At 73.7% G+C, this 19,530-nt stretch carries 22 protein-coding genes; 11 read left to right on the top strand and 11 right to left on the bottom strand.

Annotated features, from left to right (window positions below; genetic code table 11):
* Together ACXVGS_RS15755 and ACXVGS_RS15750 are read right to left on the bottom strand one after the other, a co-directional pair.
* Nucleotides 1-1,345 (bottom strand): sigma 54-interacting transcriptional regulator (locus tag ACXVGS_RS15755; protein WP_458537159.1); only part of this gene is annotated, 1,345 nt, incomplete at its 3' end.
* 23 nt (nucleotides 1,346-1,368) lie between these two features.
* Nucleotides 1,369-2,703 (bottom strand): DNA polymerase IV, encoded by a 1,335-nt coding sequence (locus ACXVGS_RS15750; RefSeq protein WP_458537158.1) that lies wholly within the window; start codon nucleotides 2,701-2,703, stop codon nucleotides 1,369-1,371.
* 77 nt (nucleotides 2,704-2,780) lie between these two features.
* On the opposite strand from ACXVGS_RS15750, the gene ACXVGS_RS15745 reads away from it, so the two are divergent.
* Nucleotides 2,781-3,680, top strand: coding sequence for an alpha/beta fold hydrolase (locus ACXVGS_RS15745; RefSeq protein WP_458531786.1), 900 nt, complete (start codon nucleotides 2,781-2,783; stop codon nucleotides 3,678-3,680).
* Between the two features lie 31 nt (nucleotides 3,681-3,711).
* On the opposite strand, the gene ACXVGS_RS15740 is transcribed toward ACXVGS_RS15745, so the two are convergent.
* On the bottom strand, nucleotides 3,712-5,388 hold the full coding sequence (locus ACXVGS_RS15740) for an alkaline phosphatase family protein (protein ID WP_458537157.1): 1,677 nt from the start codon (nucleotides 5,386-5,388) through the stop codon (nucleotides 3,712-3,714).
* A 177-nt stretch (nucleotides 5,389-5,565) separates the two neighbouring features.
* Here ACXVGS_RS15740 and ACXVGS_RS15735 point away from each other — a divergent pair, with 177 nt between their 5' ends.
* On the top strand, nucleotides 5,566-6,618 hold the full coding sequence (locus ACXVGS_RS15735; RefSeq protein ID WP_458528405.1) for an App1 family protein: 1,053 nt from the start codon (nucleotides 5,566-5,568) through the stop codon (nucleotides 6,616-6,618).
* A 34-nt stretch (nucleotides 6,619-6,652) separates the two neighbouring features.
* Here ACXVGS_RS15735 and ACXVGS_RS15730 read toward each other — a convergent pair whose 3' ends face one another.
* The 6 genes from ACXVGS_RS15730 to ACXVGS_RS15705 all read right to left on the bottom strand — a co-directional run bounded on the left by ACXVGS_RS15730 (nucleotide 6,653) and on the right by ACXVGS_RS15705 (nucleotide 11,167).
* On the bottom strand, nucleotides 6,653-7,255 hold the full coding sequence (locus ACXVGS_RS15730) for a GNAT family N-acetyltransferase (RefSeq protein ID WP_458528406.1): 603 nt from the start codon (nucleotides 7,253-7,255) through the stop codon (nucleotides 6,653-6,655).
* 75 nt (nucleotides 7,256-7,330) lie between these two features.
* Nucleotides 7,331-8,806: a hypothetical protein gene (locus tag ACXVGS_RS15725; protein ID WP_458528407.1), complete on the bottom strand. Its 1,476-nt coding sequence runs from the start codon at nucleotides 8,804-8,806 to the stop codon at nucleotides 7,331-7,333.
* A 257-nt stretch (nucleotides 8,807-9,063) separates the two neighbouring features.
* Nucleotides 9,064-9,378, bottom strand: a complete 315-nt coding sequence (locus ACXVGS_RS15720) for a DUF4235 domain-containing protein (protein ID WP_458531783.1) — start codon at nucleotides 9,376-9,378, stop codon at nucleotides 9,064-9,066.
* Complete coding sequence (locus ACXVGS_RS15715) at nucleotides 9,350-10,462, bottom strand: YihY/virulence factor BrkB family protein (protein WP_458528409.1); 1,113 nt, start codon at nucleotides 10,460-10,462, stop codon at nucleotides 9,350-9,352. Before ACXVGS_RS15715 ends, ACXVGS_RS15720 begins: the two co-directional genes overlap by 29 nt.
* Nucleotides 10,459-10,761 carry a DUF3618 domain-containing protein gene (locus tag ACXVGS_RS15710; RefSeq protein WP_458535465.1) on the bottom strand — a complete coding sequence of 101 codons (303 nt, stop codon included), beginning with the start codon at nucleotides 10,759-10,761 and terminating at the stop codon, nucleotides 10,459-10,461. The genes ACXVGS_RS15715 and ACXVGS_RS15710 overlap by 4 nt, the downstream gene beginning before the upstream one ends.
* Nucleotides 10,742-11,167, bottom strand: coding sequence for a phage holin family protein (locus ACXVGS_RS15705; RefSeq protein ID WP_458531781.1), 426 nt, complete (start codon nucleotides 11,165-11,167; stop codon nucleotides 10,742-10,744). Before ACXVGS_RS15705 ends, ACXVGS_RS15710 begins: the two co-directional genes overlap by 20 nt.
* Before the next feature lie 221 nt (nucleotides 11,168-11,388).
* On the opposite strand from ACXVGS_RS15705, the gene ACXVGS_RS15700 reads away from it, so the two are divergent.
* Nucleotides 11,389-12,249 (top strand): Fpg/Nei family DNA glycosylase, encoded by an 861-nt coding sequence (locus ACXVGS_RS15700; protein WP_458537156.1) that lies wholly within the window; start codon nucleotides 11,389-11,391, stop codon nucleotides 12,247-12,249.
* Nucleotides 12,250-12,313: 64 nt separating this feature from the next.
* On the top strand, nucleotides 12,314-12,646 hold the full coding sequence (locus ACXVGS_RS15695) for a rhodanese-like domain-containing protein (protein ID WP_458528413.1): 333 nt from the start codon (nucleotides 12,314-12,316) through the stop codon (nucleotides 12,644-12,646).
* Here the strand turns inward: ACXVGS_RS15695 and ACXVGS_RS15690 are convergent.
* A complete protein-coding gene (locus ACXVGS_RS15690) occupies nucleotides 12,639-13,256 on the bottom strand; it encodes a hypothetical protein (RefSeq protein ID WP_458537155.1) in 618 nt (205 codons plus the stop codon). The genes ACXVGS_RS15695 and ACXVGS_RS15690 overlap by 8 nt on opposite strands.
* Nucleotides 13,257-13,356: 100 nt before the next feature.
* Between ACXVGS_RS15690 and ACXVGS_RS15685 the strand changes: the two genes are divergently transcribed.
* Complete coding sequence (locus ACXVGS_RS15685) at nucleotides 13,357-14,577, top strand: ATP-binding protein (RefSeq protein WP_458528415.1); 1,221 nt, start codon at nucleotides 13,357-13,359, stop codon at nucleotides 14,575-14,577.
* 21 nt (nucleotides 14,578-14,598) lie between these two features.
* Here the strand turns inward: ACXVGS_RS15685 and ACXVGS_RS15680 are convergent, their stop codons facing one another.
* Nucleotides 14,599-15,300, bottom strand: coding sequence for a helix-turn-helix domain-containing protein (locus ACXVGS_RS15680; protein ID WP_458531779.1), 702 nt, complete (start codon nucleotides 15,298-15,300; stop codon nucleotides 14,599-14,601).
* Between the two features lie 312 nt (nucleotides 15,301-15,612).
* Here ACXVGS_RS15680 and ACXVGS_RS15675 point away from each other — a divergent pair, with 312 nt between their 5' ends.
* The 6 genes from ACXVGS_RS15675 to ACXVGS_RS15650 all read left to right on the top strand — a co-directional run.
* On the top strand, nucleotides 15,613-16,644 hold the full coding sequence (locus ACXVGS_RS15675; RefSeq protein WP_458537154.1) for a saccharopine dehydrogenase family protein: 1,032 nt from the start codon (nucleotides 15,613-15,615) through the stop codon (nucleotides 16,642-16,644).
* A gap of 70 nt (nucleotides 16,645-16,714) precedes the next feature.
* Nucleotides 16,715-17,044, top strand: coding sequence for an ArsR/SmtB family transcription factor (locus ACXVGS_RS15670; RefSeq protein ID WP_458528418.1), 330 nt, complete (start codon nucleotides 16,715-16,717; stop codon nucleotides 17,042-17,044).
* Nucleotides 17,045-17,046: 2 nt separating this feature from the next.
* Nucleotides 17,047-17,538 carry an SRPBCC family protein gene (locus tag ACXVGS_RS15665; protein ID WP_458531777.1) on the top strand — a complete coding sequence of 164 codons (492 nt, stop codon included), beginning with the start codon at nucleotides 17,047-17,049 and terminating at the stop codon, nucleotides 17,536-17,538.
* Nucleotides 17,539-17,613: 75 nt separating this feature from the next.
* A complete protein-coding gene (locus ACXVGS_RS15660) occupies nucleotides 17,614-18,027 on the top strand; it encodes a hypothetical protein (RefSeq protein ID WP_458537153.1) in 414 nt (137 codons plus the stop codon).
* On the top strand, nucleotides 18,020-18,310 hold the full coding sequence (locus ACXVGS_RS15655; RefSeq protein WP_458537152.1) for a hypothetical protein: 291 nt from the start codon (nucleotides 18,020-18,022) through the stop codon (nucleotides 18,308-18,310). The genes ACXVGS_RS15660 and ACXVGS_RS15655 overlap by 8 nt, the downstream gene beginning before the upstream one ends.
* Nucleotides 18,311-18,358: 48 nt before the next feature.
* Nucleotides 18,359-19,530: alpha-amylase family glycosyl hydrolase (locus ACXVGS_RS15650; RefSeq protein ID WP_458537151.1), on the top strand; the 1,172-nt coding region annotated here is incomplete at its 3' end.

The following is a 19,530-nucleotide window of genomic DNA, read 5'->3' as shown; positions in this document are numbered from 1 at the left end:
GCCTCGTCAGGTGCAGCCCCTCGAGGACGAACTCCACCGCGGCCGCGGTCTCCCCGACGCCGGCGTCGTCGCCGTGGCCGAGCCGGTCGAGCACCTTGGACAACCCCGGCACCGTGCCGAGCTGGCCCAGCAGCTCGGCGGCCGGCACCAGCTCGCCGGTCTCGACGACCGAGCCGTCCTCGAACAGCGCGGTGAAGCCGGTCAGGTCCAGGCCGGCCAGCCGCGAGCGGAACGTCTCGGCGACGGCCACCCGCAGCAGGTGGTCGAGCACCTCGCGCTCACGGCCCTCCTCGCCCATCTCGAACTCGACCTTGCCCAGCAGGGTGGGCACCACGCCGGGCACGTCGCAGACGCGGGCCACGACCGCGTCGTCGCCCGTGCGCGCCGACCGGCGCAGCGCCGAGGCCGAGACCGCCTCGGTCGCCGCGATGGAGAACCGGGCCGAGACGCCGGAGCGCTGGTCGACCGAGGCGGACTCGCGCAGCCCGCGCGTGAACCGCGCCACCACCTCCACCAGGTGCTCCGGGACGCTGGCCACGACCGCGGACTCCTGGGCGATGAGCTCGACCTCGTCGGCCACGTCCAGCTGGTAGTGGGTGCGGACCTCGGCGCCGAAGCGGTCCTTGAGCGGGGTGATGATCCGGCCGCGGTTGGTGTAGTCCTCGGGGTTGGCGGTGGCCACGAGCAGCAGGTCCAGCGGCAGCCGCAGCGAGTAGCCGCGCACCTGGATGTCGCGCTCCTCCAGCACGTTGAACAGCGCCACCTGGATCCGCTCGGCCAGGTCGGGCAGCTCGTTGAGGCCGAACACGCCGCGGTTGGTGCGCGGCACCAGCCCGTAGTGCACCGTCTCGGGGTCACCGAGCGTGCGGCCCTCGGCCACCTTGACCGGGTCGACGTCACCGATGAGGTCACCGACGGAGGTGTCCGGGGTGGCGAGCTTCTCGGCATACCGGGTGTCGCGGTGGCGCCACACGACCGGCAGCTCGTCGCCGACCTCGGCCAGCAGCCGCTGGCAGCGCACACACACCGGGTCGGTGGGGTCGTCGTTGATCTCGCAGCCCTGCACCACCGGGGACCACTCGTCGAGCAGGCCGGCCAGGGTGCGCATGAGCCGGGTCTTGCCCTGCCCGCGCTCGCCCAGCAGGACCAGGTCGTGCCCGGCGAGCAGCGCGGTCTCGAGCTCGGGCAGCACGGTGTCGTCGAAGCCGACGATGCCGGGGAACGCCGGCTCACCCGAGCGCAGCCGCCCCAGCAGGTTGGCCCGGATCTCCTCCTTGACCGTTCTCGGCTCCCAGCCGGAGGCGCGGAGCTCGGCCAGGGTGGTGGGCAGCGCGGAGAGCGTCATGCCTTCGACACTACGTCGCGGCGTCAACCCCCTTGCGGCTCACGCCAGTCCGGCGGCGGGCCCGGCGCCAGGTCGGGGTCCATGGCATCAAAGGTCCGCACCGGCCCCGGTGGTGTGCGCGGCCCCTCGAAGCGCACCGTCACCAGCGAACGCCCGGACCCCCACACCCAGCCCGCGCCGCGGGTGGCGTGCACGACGTCCTGGCCCGGGCGCCATACCTGCGGTGCTGTCGCGGCCGGCTCCGGCGCCTCGGCCGTCTCCTCCGGCGCGGCCTCGTCCTCCGGGGTGCCGAACAGGTCGTCCTGGACGAAGTCGGACAGGCCAGAGACGCCCACGCCGAGCAGCCGGACCCCGTCGGCGACGTCGACCTCGGCGAGCAGGCGGTATGCCGTGTGGGCCAGCGCGCGCCCGTCGTCCGTGGCCTGGGTGAGGGTGGTCGAGCGGGTCAGGGTGCTGAAGTCGTAGCGGCGCAGCTTGAGGGTGACCGTGCGACCGGCGGTGCCGGCCCCGCGCAGCCGGGCCCCGACCCGGGCGGTGAGCAGGTCGATCTCGCGGCGCAGCGCAGCCGGGTCGGTGACGTCGCGGGCGAAGGTCTCCTCCGCCGAGACGCTCTTGGCCTCGCGCTCGGCCACGAGCGAGCGGTCGTCCTGGGCCCGCGCCAGCCGGTGCAGCGAGGTGCCGTGGGCCTGGCCGAAGAGGCTGAGCAGGTCGGCCACCTCCAGCCGGGCGAGGTCGCCGACGGTCTCCACGCCCAGCGGGCGCAGCCGTTCGGCGGTGGCCGGACCGACGCCGCCGATCGAGCGGACCGGCAGCGGGTGCAACACCTCCAGCTCCTCGCCGGCGTCGACCACGGTCAGGCCGTCGGGCTTGCGCAGCTCCGAGGCCACCTTGGCCATCATCTTGGACGTGCCGACCCCCACCGAGGCGGTCAGGCCGCCGGTGAGGTCGCGGAGGCGGGCGCGAAGGTTGGTGGCCAGCGCGGTCACCGCCTCCACGCTCGGGTCGAAGCCGGGGATCTCGGCCAGGTCGACGTAGGCCTCGTCGATGGAGACCTGCTCCACCAGCGGGGAGCACTCGCGCAGCACGTCCATGACGACCCGCGAGGAGAGCCGGTAGGCGTCGAACCGCCCGGCCAGGAACGCCGTGCCGGCCGGACCCCGGCGCCGGGCCTCGGCGGTCGGCATGGCCGAGCGGATGCCGTAGCGCCGGGCCTCGTAGGACGCCGTGGCGACCACCCCGCGCCCGCCGACCCCGCCGACCACGACCGGCTTGCCGCGCAGCGAGGGCTTGTCGCGCTGCTCCACGGCGCTGAAGAAGGCGTCGAGGTCGAGGTGCATGACGCTGGGTCGGGACCGCATCGGACGCCTCACCTCCTGACTCGTGGGAGCACCATTCTCGGGGTCGCCGCCGACGGTGCGGTGGTAGACATCGACCCATGACCACCTCGACCCTGACCCTGCCGGACGGCCGCGCGCTGGAGTACGTCGAGGGCGGCGACCCCGCCGGGGTGCCCACCCTCGTCCACCACGGCACCCCCGGCGGCCCGGTGCTCGACCCGGGCTGGGAGTCCAGCGCCCGCCAGCAAGGCCTGCGCCTGGTCCTCGCGGCCCGACCGGGGTATGCCGGGTCGACGCGCCACCCGGGGCGGCGCGTGGCCGACGTCGTCGCCGACACGGTCGCCCTGGCCGACCACCTCGGCGTCGACCGGTTCGTCACCTGGGGCTGGTCCGGCGGCGGACCGCACGCCCTGGCGTGTGCCGCCGTGCTGCCCGGGCGGGTGGTGGCCGCGGCGACGCTGGCCGGCGTCGCGCCATACGACGCCGAGGGCCTGGACTTCATGGAGGGCATGGGCGAGGGCAACATCGAGGAGTTCGGCCTGGCCCTCGAGGGCGAGGAGGCGCTGCGGCCGCTGGCGCAGGAGCAGGGCGCGGCGATGGCGGACGTGACGCCAGCGGAGCTGGCGGAGGCGATGGCGCCGCACCTGACCCCGGTCGACGCCGCGGAGATCACCGGCCCCGGCACCATCGGGGCGACGCTGGCCGCGCAGACGCGGACCGGCTTCGCGACCGGCGTCGACGGCTGGGTGGACGACGACCTGATGTTCACCCGGCCCTGGGGCTGCAGCCTCGCCGACATCCGGGTCCCGGTGCTGCTGCTGCAGGGTCGGCAGGACGCGATGGTGCCGTTCGGCCACGGCCAGTGGCTGGCCGGGCAGCTCGACGGCGTCGTCGACGCCCGGCTGACCGAGGAGGACGGCCACCTGACGCTGGTGACGCGCCGCCTGCCCGAGGTGTTCGCCTGGCTGCGCGGGCGGTGGGACGCCGCCACGGGGTGAGCCCGCCCCGCAACGGCGTCCCTGCGCCGGCTCAGCCCTGCTGCGGCAGCAGGCCGGGCAGTGAGCGGGTGCCCTCGATCCGCACGGCCTGGAGCAGGCGCGGGTCGAGGCCCAGCAGCCGCAGGATCGTCGGGGCGACCTGGGTGGTCTCCACCGGGGCGGGGACGCGGGAGCCGGGGTGGCCGGCCGGGCCGCTGACGACCAGCGGGACGTCCCGGTCCTGGGGGTCCGCGCCGCCGTGCTCGGCGATCTTGGAGGTCCCGCCGGTGAACACCACGCCATGCCGGGCGATCCCGACGACGTCGGGGTGCCTGGCCTCGTCCACCCCCACGCCGAAGAACCGCGCGGCGTCGGTGCCGGCGTACACACTGGTCAGCCCGGAGGCGGGCACGGTGCGGGAGGCGCCGTGGATGTCGTTGCCGGTGGCGGGGTGGCCCAGCAGGTAGGCGCGGACGAAGTTCGTCGCTGCGGCCGAGCGGTCGCGCAGCCACAGCTGGACGATGTCGTCGTCAGTGCTGAACGCCACCAGGTCACCGGCGCCGGGGTGGGCGGTGGACCAGGCGTCGTTGATGCCCTTGAGGATCGGCGCGTCGGGGACTCGTGTCAGGTCGGCCGGACGGGTCGGGGACTGCCCGTGCTTGGCCGAGAGGATCACCGTGGTCGAGCCGGTCAGGTGCCGGGCCGCGAGCTCCTGCTCGAAGGCCCCCACCGAGGAGTCGACGAAGTCCAGCGCCTGGCTCAGGACCGGCCCGGGCGTGGTGCCGTCGGCGAGGTAGCCGCCGGGCTGGCCACCGGAGGTCGGCAGCTTCTGCGCGGTCGAGACCGACTGGAAGTTCATCCCGAAGATCGCCGGCACTCCTGCGTGGGTGCGGCCCGAGTGGTCCAGGCCGTTGATCTCGTTGAGGACTGCCCTGACCTTGAAGCCGTCGTACTGCCGGGTGGCCGCGTTGTCCTTGGTCCAGTCGTCACCGGTGGCGTAGCCGGGAGCGTCGCTGTTGATCTCGGGGGCGAACAGGTCGTCGAGCCCGGTGCCGGACGGGCCGCCGAGGATCTCGTAGGCCGGGTGCTTGTCCGACCAGGCGGTGTGCAGCCCGGCGCCCTTGGCGACCTCGAAGACGGTGTTGACCTTCAGCGCCTGGTGCGGCATCACCGGCGTGCAGGTGCGCGGGTCCACGGGCAGGGCGGCCGGGTTGAGCAGCGACTGCGGGTGGCCGGTCATCTGCAGGATGTCGGACGGCAGGTGCGACAGGCCCTGGCCGGCGTCGAGGCGGCTCTGGTCCTTGTCGGCAGCCTCGGTGAACGCGACCTCGGCGCCGGGGGAGACACCCGCGCAATGCGTGGTGCCGGCGGGCAGCAGGCTGCGGTTCCAGGTGTCGTCGTAGTAGATCCCGGTGGTGCGGGGGTTGCCCCCGGTGACCTGGCCGACCATGCCGGGGACGGAGTCGGAGGGCACGGGGGTGCTGGCGTGGGTGTAGCTGGTGCCAGTGCGCACCAGCCGGGCCAGGGCCGAGGCCGGGTGCATCAGCACGTAACGGTCCAGGTCGCTCTGGTGCAGGCCGTCGACCGAGAGCAGCAGCACATGGCGCGCGCCGGGGTGGCCGGACAGAGGGCGCGGACTCGGGGCGGCAGAAGCCTGCGTGGCTCCCAGGGTGGCCACAGCGGCGAGGGCGACGGAGGCGGTGGCGACGGTGCGCCGGGATCTGGTCATGGTCGCAGTCAGTCGCGCACCGGCGACGTCCGCTCGCCCGATAGCGGAACACTCGCGGTCCATCCGGCGAAGGAATGGTGCCGTGTGTGCGGGCTGTGCGGTCACTGTGCCGGTGCGGGTGGCCGTCGCGCGCCTGCCGGATCACGGCGGGCACGGGGGCGGCGCTAGGTTCTGTGCATGGCCCGCCCCCATGCCGCCGCCGTCGTCGAGGATGCCGTCCACCGCCGCCTCGACACGTGGCTGCGCAAGCGTGGCTGGACCACCCGCACGATCACATACACCGGTTACGGGTCAACGGATTTCGTTCGGGTGATAGCCCGGGTCGTCCTCGGCCGGATCGGGGACGACAGGCCGGGCTCGGCCGACGTGGACGCCAGCGACGGCGAGCTGCGCCGGGCCGAGGAGGTGCGCCGCGGCTGGCGCGCGTTCCTCACCGCGCCGACCATGGACGTGCCCGTCACGGTGCGCGTCAACGGCCGGTCGGTGACCACCCGCACCGACCGCGGCGGCTACATCGACGCCCGCGTGCCCGACCCCGGCCTGGCGCCCGGCTGGCACGAGGCCACCATCGAGGCCGAGGGGGCCGAGCCGGCGACCGCCTCGGTGCAGGTCATCGGGTCGGAGGTGACGTTCGGCCTGGTCAGCGACATCGACGACACGGTCATGGTCACCGCCCTGCCCCGGCCGATGATCGCCGCGTGGAACACCTTCGTGCGCCACGAGCAGGCGCGCCGTGTGGTGCCGGGCATGGCCTCGATGTATCGCGCGCTGCTGGACGAGTCGCCCGGGTCGCCGATCTTCTACCTGTCCACGGGAGCGTGGAACACCGCGCCCACGCTCACCCGCTTCCTCGAGCGCTGCGGCTACCCCGCCGGGCCGCTGCTGCTCACCGACTGGGGCCCGACCAACACGGGCTGGTTCCGCAGCGGGCAGGAGCACAAGCGTGCCGCGCTGCGCCGGCTCGCCCGCGAGTTCCCGCAGATCCGGTGGATCCTCATCGGCGATGACGGGCAGCACGACCCAAGGATCTACGGCGACTTCGCCTCCGAGCGGCCCGAGCGGGTCGAGGCCATCGCCATCCGCGAGCTCACGCCCGCCGAGCAGGTCCTCTCACACGGCATACCGGTGTCCAACGAGGAGTTCGCGCCGCGGACCCGGCGCAGCGTGCCGGTCTGCCGGGCGCCCGACGGCTACGGGCTGCTCCGGTTGTTGCGGGCCGCGCGCTCCTGAGGTCCGCGCTCGCGGGGTCGCAACCCGGCCCCGGTCAGCGGCGTCCCGGCTCGGCCGCGGCCTCGTCGGGGGTGGGGATGAGGTCGGCGGGCACCAGGGACCACACAGTGAGGTCGACCCGGCCCTCGTGGATGACGCCCGCGTTGCGGGCGATCCCCTCGCGCTGGAAGCCGGCCTTGTCGGCGACTCGCTCCGAGCCGGTGTTGCCCATGGCCGTGAGCAGCTCGACCCGCTCGAAGCCCTGGTCGGTCAGCGCCCAGCTGGCCAGCAGCCGCACGGCGGCGGTGGTCACGCCACGGCCACGCACCCAGGGCGCCGCCCAGTAGCCGGTCTCGGTGGTGCGGGCGGACCAGTCGGTCTTCTTCAGGTCGATGGCGCCGGCCAGCCGACCGTCGACCTCGATGGCGCGCACGAGCCCGGCGCCGCTGTCGCGCTGGCTGATGGCGAAGGTCTCGACGAACCAGCGGGCGTCGTCCCGGCTGTAGGGCCGGGGCAGCGGCAGCCAGCGCTGGGTCTCCTCGTCCGCGCAGGCCTCGGCGATGGCGTCCAGGTCGGCGTCGGTGAAGGGGCGCAGGCTCAGGCCCTCGCCTTCGAGGGTGACGTCGTCGAAGCGGGTGGTCTGGGTCGCGGCGGGCATGCCCGAATCCTGCCGGACACCAACGCCTCCAGGTAGAACATTTGCCGCGGGTCTGGCCCAGTCAGCGGGTCTGCCTCAGAACGGGGGTGGACCGAGGGCGGTCAGGGTCGCGCCGTCCCCGCGCCGGAGGTCGGGCGTCCGGGCAACGCCGGTCGGGTCGTCGGCGGTCAGGGGAGCATCTAGCGGATCGTCGGCGGTCAGGGGAGCGTCGAGCGGATCGTCGTAGACACGGGGGTGGGTGACGTAGGCGCGTCCGGCGGCGGAGCGCCAGTGCACGCGCCCGTTGCGGGTCATCGTCGAGGTCCACCAGCCGTGGCTCTTGAGGTTGTGGTGCCGCCGGTGCTTGGCCGCCAGGTTGGCCGGGTGCGTCGGCCCGAGGGGCCAGGCGATCTCGTGGTCGAGGTCGCAGCGCCGGGCCTCGACCTCGCAGCCAGGCCCGCGGCACACCCCGTCACGGTGGACGACCAGCTCGCGCATCCGGGGTGTGGGCACGTAGCGCTGGGTGCCGAGGTCGAGCAGCTCGCCGGTGACCGGATCGGTGACCAGCCGGCGCCAGACCGACCCGGCGGCGGTGGCGATCTCGCGGACGTGGTCGGCCTGGACGAAGCCGTGGCCGGGGATCTCTCCCGTGCCCTCGGTGACGCCGAGCAGGGTCGCGAGGGAGACGGTGACGGTGACGCGAGCGGCCGGCGGGCGTCCGAGTGAGCGGTAGGGCTCGTCGTCGGTGACCCAGCCGTAGAGCAGCAGGTCGAGCGCCACGTCGGAGCAGATCGCCTCGTGGGCACGCTCGTCGGCCCTGCCCTCGGACTTGAGTCGGCGGGCGATCGCCTCGATCCGCTCGCGGGCGGCGACGATCCGCTCTCCTTCACCGGTGATGTCCAGCCACCCGGTCCCGTTGGGCCGCAGGTCCGAACGGACCCGGCGGCGGGACACGGCCTCGGCCCGGGCGCGGCGGGGGTAGTCGCTGTCGTGCAGGGCCAGCTGCCGCCTCAGTCGTCGGCGCAGCGTGGCGTGGGAGGTCGGCCCGTCGCCGCCCTCGCCCCTCAGCACCCGTGCAGCGATCGCGTCGGCGACCTCCGGCGGACAGTGCCGGGTCTCCTCGAAGAGCAGCCGCGCGCGGTAGGACGACAGGCACCCGGAGTGCATCCGCTCGCGGACGGTCGCGGTGCGCTCTTCCTCGGCGAGCGCGAACGACACCCGGGCGCGGCACTCGGTGTAGCCCATGCCGGTGGCCGCCTCGATCTCCGACGCTGCGGCCTGGGCAGCCTCCTCGCGCACCCGGTCCCACTCGTCGTCGGTGCGTGGTCGCCTCTCGGCGGACGCGCACAGGTCGTCGTGGGCCTCGAACACCCGCCCCGCCAGGGCGCGGGTGCAGTCGAGCGAGACCGCGTCGACCCACGCCTTGACCGCCTCGCCGGCCTCGATCACCCGCAGCGCCTCGTCGGCGGTGAACCACTGCGCCTCGGCTGGGGCGTCGGCACGCACCACCCGCACCAGCGCGTCGAGAACCTCGCGCGGCATCGCCGACCTGCGGTCGAGCTGTTCCCCCATCTGCGGCACCCCCCAGCACCAAAGATTAGAACGTGTGTTCTATTCTAGAGGCGAGGTCTGGTGCCGGTCAAGGGTCAGGACATGCCCGCCTCGAGGCCGCCGGATCGGGAAGGATGAGCCCGTGCGCCACGCTTGCCCGGCGTGCCCTTCACGGGTCCGGATCGGTGCCGTCCGGCGACCGCATGGCTGGCGCCGCGCAGCTGGACCGCACAGGGCTGCCGACCCCGGGAGGCCGTCAGGGGGCCGGTCGCTGCCGGTCAGTCGCCGGGCCACTCCCCGGTCCAGCGCTCGAACGCCCGAGCTCCGCCGCGATCGATCGCCGCCTTGACGACTGCGAACAGCGCGCCCTGGAGGGCGGCCGCCAGGAGCACCTGGCGCACGGGGTACTCCGACTCCAGTGCCTTGGGCGCGTCACCGTCGGACCCGACCGCGGCGCGCTTCCACACCTGCTTGAACAGTGCGCCCGCCACGATGCCGCCGATGATGCTGCCGGCGAGCCCAACGGGACGATAGAGCACCTTGGCCGCGGTGCTGCCCCGCTGCTCAGTCCTGACGTGTTGACGAACGGTCATGCCGTTCCGCCTCCTTCGGGTCGTCGTCGCGGACGTCGGCCTCCCGGCCGCGGCTCTCCCGCAGCCGGCGGCCGCGCTCGACGTCCTCGGCCTCCTTGGCCTCGGCCTTCTCGATCTTGCGGGTGTCCCGCGGTGGCAGCTGTACCTTGCGCTCGGCGGGCAGGCCGGCCTGCAGCTCCCGCCCGCGCTCGAGCTCGGCGTTCAGCTCGGCACCGAAGAGCAGCGCCAGGTTGGTGATCCAGAGCCACAGCAGGAGCACCACGGCTCCGGCGAGGGTGCCATAGGTCTTGTCGTAGCTGGAGAAGTGGGCCAGGTAGAAGCCGAACCCCGCCGACGCCAGGGCCCAGACGGCGATTGCGAGGATCGCGCCCACACTCGTCCAGCGGAACCTCGGCTGCTCCACGTTCGGCGTCGCGTAGTAGAGGACCGCGACGATCACGATGACGGCCACGAGCACGAGCGGCCACTTGGCGACGTCCCACACGAGCACCGCCGTGCTGCCCAGGCCGATGGCGTTGCCCACGGCCCTGGCCGCCGGACCGGTCACCACGAGCGCGAGCGCCACCACCGCGGAGAGGACCACGGCAGCGAGCGTGACCAGCAGGAGCACAGGTCGCAGCTTCCAGAACGGCCTGCCCTCGCGGATCCCGTACATCCGGTTCATCGCGCGGCCGAACGCCCCGACGTAGCCCGATGCCGACCACAGAGCGGTCAGCAGGCCGAGCACGAAGGCGAAGCCGGCGGTGTGGGTGTTCTGGCCCAGCGACTCCAGCGCCGGCCGAAGCGTCCCGGCTGCCGTGCCGGCCCCGACCTGGCGCAGGATGCCGAGCAGCGTGTCGACGGTCTGCTGCCCCTGCCCGAAGAGCCCGACCAGGGACAGCAGGGCGATGGCGGCGGGGAACAGCGCCAGCACCGAGTAGTAGGTCAGTGCCGCGGCGAGGTCGGTGCACTGGTCGGTGGAGAACTCGCGCGCCGTCTTGCGCAGCACGTAGCCCCACGAGGGCTTGGTCAGGTCGGTCGGTGCCTCGGGCTTGACCGGGTTGTCCGGCGCCACCCGTCCGTGCCCGCCCGCGGACCGGCTCATCTGCGGCGCCGCCGCCACACGACCAGCCCCGTTAGCGAGGCCACGGCCGTAGCGGCCAGCGCCGCGGTGGGGACGACATGGGTCCGCGCTGCGTCACGGGCGCGGGCAAGGCCGCCGGACACCCCCGCCTGGGCCCGGCTCTTGACGTCGAGCCGCTCGGTCAGCGCCTCGACCGTGTCGCCGAGCTGCGCGCGGGTGAGTGCGATGTCCTGCTCGAGCTCGGCCTTCGTCGCCGGGGACGGCTGGGAGTCGAGGGCGGGGCCGGAGGCGCCGGTCTCGTCAAACGGTGTGGCGGCCATGGTGGCTTGCCTCCTTCACCTCGGCGACGTCGCGCTCGACGCTGTCGATGGTCTCGCGGGGCATCGGGGGTGCCGCCTCCTGCACCTGCCGGCGGCCGAGCAGCGCGGCGACCCCCGCGGCGGCGAAGACGACGACGGTGACGACCAGTGCAGCCAGCCACGCCGGCAGCGCGAGGGACAGGGCCAGGATCGCCGTGGCGATGAGGGCCCCGAGCCCGAACCAGGCGAGGACCCCTGCGGCTCCGAACATCCCGGCGCCGACGCCGGCGTGCCTGACCTTGTCGGTGATCTCGACCTTGGCGAGCTCCAGCTCGTCGCGGACGAGGCGGGTCGACTGCTCCGACAGCCTCGTCAGCAGCTCGGCCACGGAAGGGTCGTCATGGACGATGGCGCCGGTGTCAGCCATTGCGGCCTCCGGTCGCCGCAGGCACGCGGTGGTGCCGGTGGGTGCTCTGCATGGACAACCTCCCTGAGTCGGTACCTGACCCGTGCCCGATCCGGGCAGCCACAAACGCGTCCGTCCGCATGACGGTCGCCACAGCCACAGGGGCCCGGCCGGCTGACCTTCCGCCGGGGAGTTGCCGCGTTCGGCCGGTCGCTGTCGGCCTGCTGGGCCAGAATGAAGCCGTGCCGGAGCTGCCCGAGGTCCAGGCGCTCGTCGACTTCCTGCGCGAGCGCACGGACGGCCTCGCCGTCGCGGGGGTCGAGCTCGGCTCGATCAGCGTGTTGAAGACCTATGACCCACCGCCGCAGGCGCTCGCGGGCCTGCTCGTGAGCGGGGTGGAGCGCCACGGCAAGTTCATCGACCTCGACCTCGACGGCCTGCACCTGGTCTGCCACCTCGCCCGTGCGGGCTGGCTGCGCTGGTCCGACCAGCTGACCACCACGCCCGTGCGCCCCGGCAAGTCACCGATCGCGCTGCGGGTGCGCCTGTCCGACGGCAGTGGCTTCGACCTGACCGAGGCGGGCACGCAGAAGCGGCTCGCGGCATACATCGTCGACGACCCGCAGAAGGTGCCCGGCGTCGCGAGCCTGGGGCCCGACCCGCTGGCCGACGGCTTCACCGAGGCCGACTTCGCCGCGCTGCTGGCCGGTCGCCGCACGCAGGTCAAGGGCCTGCTCAAGGACCAGGGCTTCCTCGCCGGCGTCGGCAACGCCTACTCCGACGAGGTGCTCCACGCGGCTCGCCTCTCGCCGTTCGCCCTCGCCGCCGCCCTCGACGAGGAGGAGGTGGCGCGGCTGTACGCCGCCCTGCGCGACGTCCTCGAGCACGCGGTGGCGGCCGCGTCGGGCAAGCCGGCCAAGGACCTCAAGGACGCCAAGCGCGCCGGCATGCGGGTCCACGGCCGCACCGGTCAGGCCTGCCCGGTCTGCGGTGACGTCGTGCGCGAGGTGTCCTTCGCCGACTCCTCGCTTCAGTACTGCGCGACGTGCCAGACCGGCGGCAAGCCCCTGGCCGACCGCAGGCTCTCCCGTCTGCTCAAGTGAGTCCCGTCCCATCTGGCCGCTGGCGCTTGGGGTTCACGCGCTGCCGGATGGCAGGATGCCGCGCATGACCCAGATCCCCACGGTGACCGTCTCCGACGTCCATGACCACGCGACGATCCTCGACGTGCGCGAGCCCGACGAGTGGGCTGCCGGCCACGCGCCCGGCGCCGTGCACATCCCGCTGGGCGACCTGCCGGCCCGCCTCGCGGACCTGCCCGACTCCGACGCCGGCACCCTCGCGGTGACCTGCCGCGGCGGTGGCCGCTCCTCCCGTGCGGTGGCCTGGCTGCAGCAGCAGGGCTTCGACGTGGCCAACCTCGACGGCGGCATGAAGGCCTGGCACGCGGCCGGCAAGCCGATCGAGGCCGACGGTCAGGCCGAGCCCTCCGTCATCTGAGCGACTCGACCGTCGTCACCACGGAGGTGACCGACGGGCGGGCCGGGGTCGAGCCGAAGCCGAAGCGCACCGGCGGGTCCACCGGGCGCAGAGCGCCCAGGTCCTCGCCCTCCCAGGCGCCGGCGGCGGTGCGCAGCGCACGGACGTCCGTCGCGCCATACCACTCGCGCCGGCCCTGGCCGGCGGTCCCGCGCGTGCGGACGCCGCGCAGCACCACCCGGGCGACCGGGTCGACCGCGCCCGCGAACCAGGGCGCGGTCGCGACGGGTGCCGGTATGCCGTGCAGCAGCCACCCCAGCGCGGTCCGGCGGCCGAGGCCGAGGGCCAGCGTCAACGGCCCCGCCTCGAGCCGCCACCGGTCCGCGGTGACGTCGACATCGACGGGCGTCAGCCGGACCTCGTCGAAGGTGTAGGTCGCCGCGACGAAGTCGGCCACCTGCTGCGTCGGGGCGAGCAGCACCCGGTGCCCGTCCGGCCGCTCCACCATGACGTCGGCGAAGGACCCCAGGGGCGACTGCGGCCAGCGGCCGACCACCACGCGGGTGCCGCCGCCGGTGCCCAGGCCGGCGATCTGCCCGGCGAACCGCCAGCGTGTGCCCCGAGCGCTCATGCGGCACAGGCTACGGGGGCGCCCGCACGGCCGTCGCGACACGATCGGCGACTATCGCGAGTTCTCGGGCAGGCGCTAGACGGCCGGATAGTCTCCGAGCGTGGACCCGATCCGGAACCCCTACGCCCCCGGAGCAGGCCAGCGGCCGCCGGAGCTGGCCGGTCGCGACGAGCAGCTGCGGGCGTTCGACGTGGTGCTGGAACGCATCGCCAAGGGGCGGCCGGAGCGGTCCATCGTCCTGACCGGGCTGCGTGGGGTCGGCAAGACGGTGCTGCTCAACGCCCTGCGCAGCGCCGCCGTCCGCGCCCACTGGGGCACCGGCAAGCTGGAGGCCCGCCCCGAGCAGCGGCTGCGCCGCCCGCTCAGCGCCGCCCTGCACACCGCGGTCCGCGAGCTCGGGCACGCGCAGTCCGCCGAGGTGGACCACGTCCTCGGCGTCATCAAGGCGTTCGCCCAGCGGGAGGCGCCGGCCAACGCCAAGCTGCGCGACCGCTGGCAGCCCGGTATCGACGCCCCCGCCGTCCCCGGGCGGGCCGACTCCGGCGACATCGAGATCGACCTGGTCGAGCTGCTCACCGACGTGGGCGGACTGGCCGCGGACGTCGGCAAGGGTGTCGGCGTCTTCATCGACGAGATGCAGGACCTCGACCCCGAGGACGTCTCTGCGCTCTGCGCCGCCTGCCACGAGATCAGCCAGAGCGGCCTGCCGGTCATCGTCGTCGGGGCGGGGCTGCCGCACCTGCCGGCGGTGCTGAGCGCCTCGAAGTCCTACAGCGAGAGGCTGTTCCGCTACAACCGGATCGACCGCCTCGACCGCGCCGCCGCCGACCTGGCGCTGCAGTCCCCGGCCAAGGACGAGGACGCCGAGTTCGACGACGAGGCGCTCGAGGCCATGTATGCCGCGACCGCCGGCTACCCGTACTTCGTCCAGGCCTACGGCAAGGTGGCCTGGGACGTGGCGGTCGGCACCCCGATCAGCGCCGAGGACGTGCGGGTCGCGGCGCCGGAGGCCGAGGCCGAGCTGGCCGTGGGCTTCTTCGGCTCGCGCTACGAGCGGGCCACGCCGGCCGAGCGGGAGTACCTGCGCGCCATGGCCGACGCCGCGTTGGCCGAGGTGGAGGCCTCCGGCGACGCGTCGTCGGTCGACGAGGTCGGCTCGGTGCCCACCGCGGCCGTCGCCTCGATCCTCGGCCGCAAGCCGCAGTCGCTTTCGCCGGCGCGGGACGCCCTGCTCAAGAAGGGCCTGATCTACTCCGGCGAGCGTGGGCGGATCGCCTTTACCGTGCCGCACTTCGGGCGCTACCTGCGGGCCCACGGCTGAGCCCTGCGGCGTCCGCCCAGGTCACCCGCGGAAGGTGGCCCGGTAGGCCGTGGGGCTGACGCCGACGGCGCGGTGGAAGTGCCGGCGCAGGGTGGTGGCCGTGCCCAGGCCGCAGCTGCGAGCGATCTGCTCCACGGAGGCCTCGGTGCGCTCCAGCAGCTCCTGAGCCCTGGCAATCCGTTGCTGATGCAGCCAGGACAGGGGGCCGGCCTGGACCTCGGCGTGCATGCGGCGCAGGAGCTGCCGGTCGCTGAGGCCGGCGTGCCGCGCGAGGTCCCGCACGGTGAGGGGACGGTCGAGGCGGCTGCGCGCCCACTGGAGCGTGGGTGCCAGACCGCCCGAACCGCGGGGTGCGGCGGGCGACTCGATGAACTGGGCCTGACCCCCGGCCCGGTGCGCGGGTGCCACCAGACGCCGGGCGAGCCCGTTCGCCGCCGCCGCCCCGAAGTCGCGTCGGACGAGGTGCAGGGAGAGGTCGAGCGCCGCGGTCTTGCCTGCCGATGTGAGCACCTGCCCGTCGTCGATGTAGAGGACGTCGGCGCGCACGTCCACCAGAGGGTGCCGTCGGGCGAGCTCGTCGGCGTGCATCCAGTGGGTTGTCGCCGGCCGGCCGTCGAGCAACCCGGCGGCGGCGAGCACGAACGCGCCGGTGCACAGGGCGACGACCCGGGTGCCGCGGTCGTAGGCCTCGCCCAGCGCAGCGACCAGGCGCTCGTCGGGCACGGCCCCCGGGACTGTGGGTCGAGGGGACGATGACGGTGTCGACCCGCGCCAGCTCCTCGAACCCCGCCGCGGGTGCGTCCGGCAGCCACGGGTGGGGCTCACCATCGGGGGTGCACGCGACGAGGTCGTACCACTCGCCGCTCGGTGACAGCTCGGCCCGGTCCACGCCCAGCACCTCCACGGCGATGGCCAGCTCGTAGAGCATGGTCGTCCCGTGCAGGGCCACGCCGATCCGGTGCATGTCTGAAACTGTACGCACCGTGTCGAATCCGACGCTCACGCTGCTGACCGACGCCCCACAAGGATGGCCGCATGGATGATTCCGCGCGGGTTCTGGTGTACGGCGCCTACGGGCACACGGGTCGGTTCGTCGTCGAGGAGCTGCTGCGGCGGGGGCTCACGCCCGTGCTGGCCGGCCGCAGCGCCGGGAAGCTGGAGGCCTACGAGCCGTCCGTCCCGGGACTGGAGAAGCGGGTCGCGCCCATCGGGGATGACCAGGCGCTGCGGCGGTGCCTGGACGGGGTGGGTGCGGTGGTCAACTGCGCAGGGCCGTTCCTGGACACCGCGCTGCCCCTCGCCACGGTCGCGGTCGAGGTGGGGGCGCACTACCTGGACGTGACGGCCGAGCAGGGCGCGGTCCGGGCCGTCTACGACCGGCTCGGTGAGCCAGCCCGTGCCGCCGGCGTCGGGGTGGTCCCCGCCATGTCGTTCTACGGCGGCCTGGCCGACCTGCTGGTCACGGCCGCGCTGGACGGGGCGGACCGGGCGGACGACGTCACCATCGCCATCGCCCTCGACCACTGGTGGTCGACCTCCGGGACCCGACGGACGGGGGAACGCAACACGGCGCCGCGCGTGGTCATCTCCGGGGGGCAGCTGACGGAGGTCGGCAACGTCCCCGCGATCTCCACCTGGACGTTCCCGGGGTCGTTCGGTGACCAGCCGGTGGCACCGGTGCCCTTCTCGGAAGTCATCGCGATCGCCGAGCACCTGCAGGTCGGGGAGCTGCGGTCCTACCTGACCACGGCGCCGCTCGAGGAACTGCGTGACACGACGACCCCACCCCCCACGGCCGTCGACGACACCGGCCGCTCGTCCCAGCGGTTCGTCGTCGACGTCGCCGTCCGGCATGGCGAGCGCACCACGAGGGTGGCCGCGGCAGGCCGGGACATCTACGCCGTCACGGCGCCGATCGTCGTCGAGGGAGCCGCCCGCCTCCTCGATGGCCGCACCCGCAGGCTCGGCGCCGGTGCACCCGGTGCCGTCTTCGACGCCATAAACGTCCTCGCTGCCCTGTCGGGCGAGGCCCTCGAGCGCTCCACCACGACGCTCCAGCCGGCCTGAACCCCCGGGCATCACCCCCTGCCGGGGAAGCTCTTGACAACGTACAACCGATTGGTTGTACGTTGTCCTCATGGACGAGACGAACGAGGACCGGGCCGACGCCCTGTTCCACGCCCTCGCCGACCGGACCCGGCGCGACATCCTGCGCCGCGTGCTGGCCGGGGAGCACTCCGTCTCGACGCTGGCAGCGGGCTACGACATGAGCTTCGCCGCCGTCCAGAAGCACGTCGCCGTCCTCGAGAAGGCCGGCCTGCTCACCAAGCGGCGCAGCGGACGCGAGGCCCTGGCGAGCGGCGACGTGGAGGCAGTGCGCTCGGTCGCCTCGATGCTCGACGAGCTCGAGGCGGTGTGGCGCGGTCGCATCGACCGCATCGATTCCCTACTCGCAGAAGAGAGCTGACCATGCCCGTCACCGACATCACCAAGGACGTGGACACCCGCACCATCACGATCACCGCGTCGTTCGCCGCCCCGGTTGAGCGCGTGTGGGCGCTGTATGCCGACCCGCGCCAGCTCGAGCGCGTCTGGGGGCCGCCGACGTACCCGGCGACCTTCGTCGACCACGCGCTGAGCGTGGGCTCCCGCACGACGTACTACATGACGGGCCCCACCGGGGACAAGCACGCCGGCTGGTGGCAGATCACGGCCGTCGACGAGCCGCGCAGCTTCGCTTTCGACGACGGCTTCGCCGACATGGACTTCAACGCTGCGCCGGGGATGCCGGTGTCGCGCAACATCTACACGTTCGAGGCGGAGGGTCAGGGCACCCGCGCGACCTACGTCTCGACGTACGAGTCGGCCGACGACCTGCAGAAGGTGCTCGACATGGGCGTCGAGGAGGGGTCGCGCCTGGCGATCAACCAGATCGACGAGCTCCTCGCCGCGGAGGCCTGAGGGGCGGGTGGCCCAGCCGGGACCGGGGGAGACGACCCGGTCCCGGCCCATCGGCAGAACCTGCGGCAGGACGACGTGCGCCGGGAGCTGTCGGTCTCGCTCTACGGCGAGGTGCAGAAGGAGGTGCTGGCGGCGACCCTTGCCGACGACTACGGCGTCCCGGTCGGCTTCCGGGAGACCACGCTGCTGTGCGTCGAGCGAGTGCTGGGCGCGGGTGCGGCGTTCGAGCTGATCGACGTCGCTCCCAACCCGTTCCTCGCCACGGTCGGCCTCGAGGTCGAGCCGGCACCCGTCGGGCACGGCGTGGACTTCCGGCTCGGCGTCGAGCCCGGGTCCATGCCGCCGGCCTTCTTCACGGCCGTGGAGGGTGCGCTCCGGGAGACGCTGCAGCAGCCGGCTGCTCACCCCGCTGGTGCTGGCGACCGCGCTGCGCCGGGCCGGCACCGTGGTGTGCGAGCCGGTCCACCGGTTCGAGGTCGAGGTGCCTGACGACGCGCTCGGCGCCGTCCTGGCGCTGCTGTCGCGCATCCAGGCCGTACCGCTGGAGACGCAGGTGAGGCGCACGGCATACCTGCTGTCCGGGCTGGTCCCGGCGGCCCGGGTGCACGAGCTGCGCCAGCAGCTGCCCGGCGTGAGCCGGGGCGAGGGCGTGCTCGTCGACGCCTTCGACCACCACGAGCCCGTCCGCGGCCCGGCACCGGAGCGGGCGAGGACGGACCACAACCCGCTCGATCGCAAGGGGTGCCTGCTCCACACGGTGCGTCGGCAGTGACCCTGCCATGCTTCGGAGAGCACGCCCCCGCCCGAGGAGGAGCCCCACGTGACCGACCTGTCCGACCCGACGTGGTGGCGCTCGGCGGTGGTCTACCAGATCTACCCCCGCAGCTTCGCCGACAGCAACGCCGACGGGATCGGTGACCTGCCGGGAATCACCTCCCGCATGGGCTACCTGCGCGAGCTGGGTGTCGACGCCGTGTGGCTCAGCCCGTTCTACCCCTCGGCGCTGGCCGACGGCGGCTACGACGTCGACGACTACCGCGACGTGGACCCGCGGCTGGGCACGCTCGCCGACTTCGACGCGATGGTGGAGGCGTTGCACGACAACGGGATCCGCGTGGTCGTCGACATCGTGCCCAACCACACCTCCGACCGGCACGCGTGGTTCCGCGAGGCGCTCGCGTCGCCCGCGGGGTCGGCCGCGCGCCAGCGCTACATCTTCCGTGACGGAAGGGGCCCCGGCGGCGACCTGCCCCCGAACGACTGGGAGTCCGGCTTCGGCGGTCCCGCGTGGGAGCGCACGCCGGACGGGCAGTGGTACTTCCACCACTTCGCCCGGGAGCAGCCCGACCTCAACTGGGACAACCCCGAGGTCCGCGCCGACTTCCGCACCACGCTGCGGTTCTGGGCCGACCGCGGGGTCGACGGCTTCCGGGTGGACGTGGCCCACGGGCTGGTCAAGGACATGAGCGAGCCGTTCGACCCGTGGGCCGACGTCGCGCAGATGCAGCGCGGCGACGGGTCGCACCCGCTGTGGGACCGGGACGGGGTGCACGAGGTCTACGCCTCGTGGCGGGCGGTGTTCGACGAGTACGACCCGCCCCGGTTCGCCGTCGCGGAGGCGAGCGTCCACCCCCGCCGGCGCGCGCGGTACGCCTCGGCGGAGGGGCTGGGCCAGGCGTTCAACTTCGAGATGCAGGAGGCGGACTGGCGGGTCGAGGACTACCGGCGCGTCATCGACTCCGGCCTGGCCGACATGCGCGAGAGCGGGTCGTCGACGACCTGGCTGCTCGGCTGCCACGACACCCCGCGGGTGGCCACGCGCTACGGCCTGCCGGTCGGGCCGGGCGAGCACGCCCAGCAGGTGGCGCGGCAGTGGCTGCTGCGCGATGGGGCCGAACCGGTGCTGGACCGGGCGCTGGGGGAGCGGCGCGCCCGAGCGGCGGCCCTGGTCCTGCTCGCCCTGCCCGGCTCGACCTACGTCTACCAGGGTGA

The sequence above is a fragment of the Oryzihumus sp. genome (assembly GCF_054325275.1).
Note: the sequence above shows the minus strand (reverse complement) of the source record. Positions and strands in the feature narration are given on the sequence as shown.

Excerpts from the sequence above, each read along its gene's own strand:
- ACXVGS_RS15750 (WP_458537158.1), bottom strand. The coding sequence starts at position 2,703 with ATGCGGTCCCGACCCAGCGTCATGCACCTCGACCTCGACGCCTTCTTC.
- ACXVGS_RS15745 (WP_458531786.1), top strand. The coding sequence starts at position 2,781 with ATGACCACCTCGACCCTGACCCTGCCGGACGGCCGCGCGCTGGAGTAC.
- ACXVGS_RS15740 (WP_458537157.1), bottom strand. The coding sequence starts at position 5,388 with ATGACCAGATCCCGGCGCACCGTCGCCACCGCCTCCGTCGCCCTCGCC.
- ACXVGS_RS15735 (WP_458528405.1), top strand. The coding sequence starts at position 5,566 with ATGGCCCGCCCCCATGCCGCCGCCGTCGTCGAGGATGCCGTCCACCGC.
- ACXVGS_RS15730 (WP_458528406.1), bottom strand. The coding sequence starts at position 7,255 with ATGCCCGCCGCGACCCAGACCACCCGCTTCGACGACGTCACCCTCGAA.
- ACXVGS_RS15725 (WP_458528407.1), bottom strand. The coding sequence starts at position 8,806 with ATGGGGGAACAGCTCGACCGCAGGTCGGCGATGCCGCGCGAGGTTCTC.
- ACXVGS_RS15720 (WP_458531783.1), bottom strand. The coding sequence starts at position 9,378 with ATGACCGTTCGTCAACACGTCAGGACTGAGCAGCGGGGCAGCACCGCG.
- ACXVGS_RS15715 (WP_458528409.1), bottom strand. The coding sequence starts at position 10,462 with ATGAGCCGGTCCGCGGGCGGGCACGGACGGGTGGCGCCGGACAACCCG.
- ACXVGS_RS15710 (WP_458535465.1), bottom strand. The coding sequence starts at position 10,761 with ATGGCCGCCACACCGTTTGACGAGACCGGCGCCTCCGGCCCCGCCCTC.
- ACXVGS_RS15705 (WP_458531781.1), bottom strand. The coding sequence starts at position 11,167 with ATGGCTGACACCGGCGCCATCGTCCATGACGACCCTTCCGTGGCCGAG.
- ACXVGS_RS15695 (WP_458528413.1), top strand. The coding sequence starts at position 12,314 with ATGACCCAGATCCCCACGGTGACCGTCTCCGACGTCCATGACCACGCG.
- ACXVGS_RS15690 (WP_458537155.1), bottom strand. The coding sequence starts at position 13,256 with ATGAGCGCTCGGGGCACACGCTGGCGGTTCGCCGGGCAGATCGCCGGC.
- ACXVGS_RS15675 (WP_458537154.1), top strand. The coding sequence starts at position 15,613 with ATGGATGATTCCGCGCGGGTTCTGGTGTACGGCGCCTACGGGCACACG.
- ACXVGS_RS15670 (WP_458528418.1), top strand. The coding sequence starts at position 16,715 with ATGGACGAGACGAACGAGGACCGGGCCGACGCCCTGTTCCACGCCCTC.
- ACXVGS_RS15665 (WP_458531777.1), top strand. The coding sequence starts at position 17,047 with ATGCCCGTCACCGACATCACCAAGGACGTGGACACCCGCACCATCACG.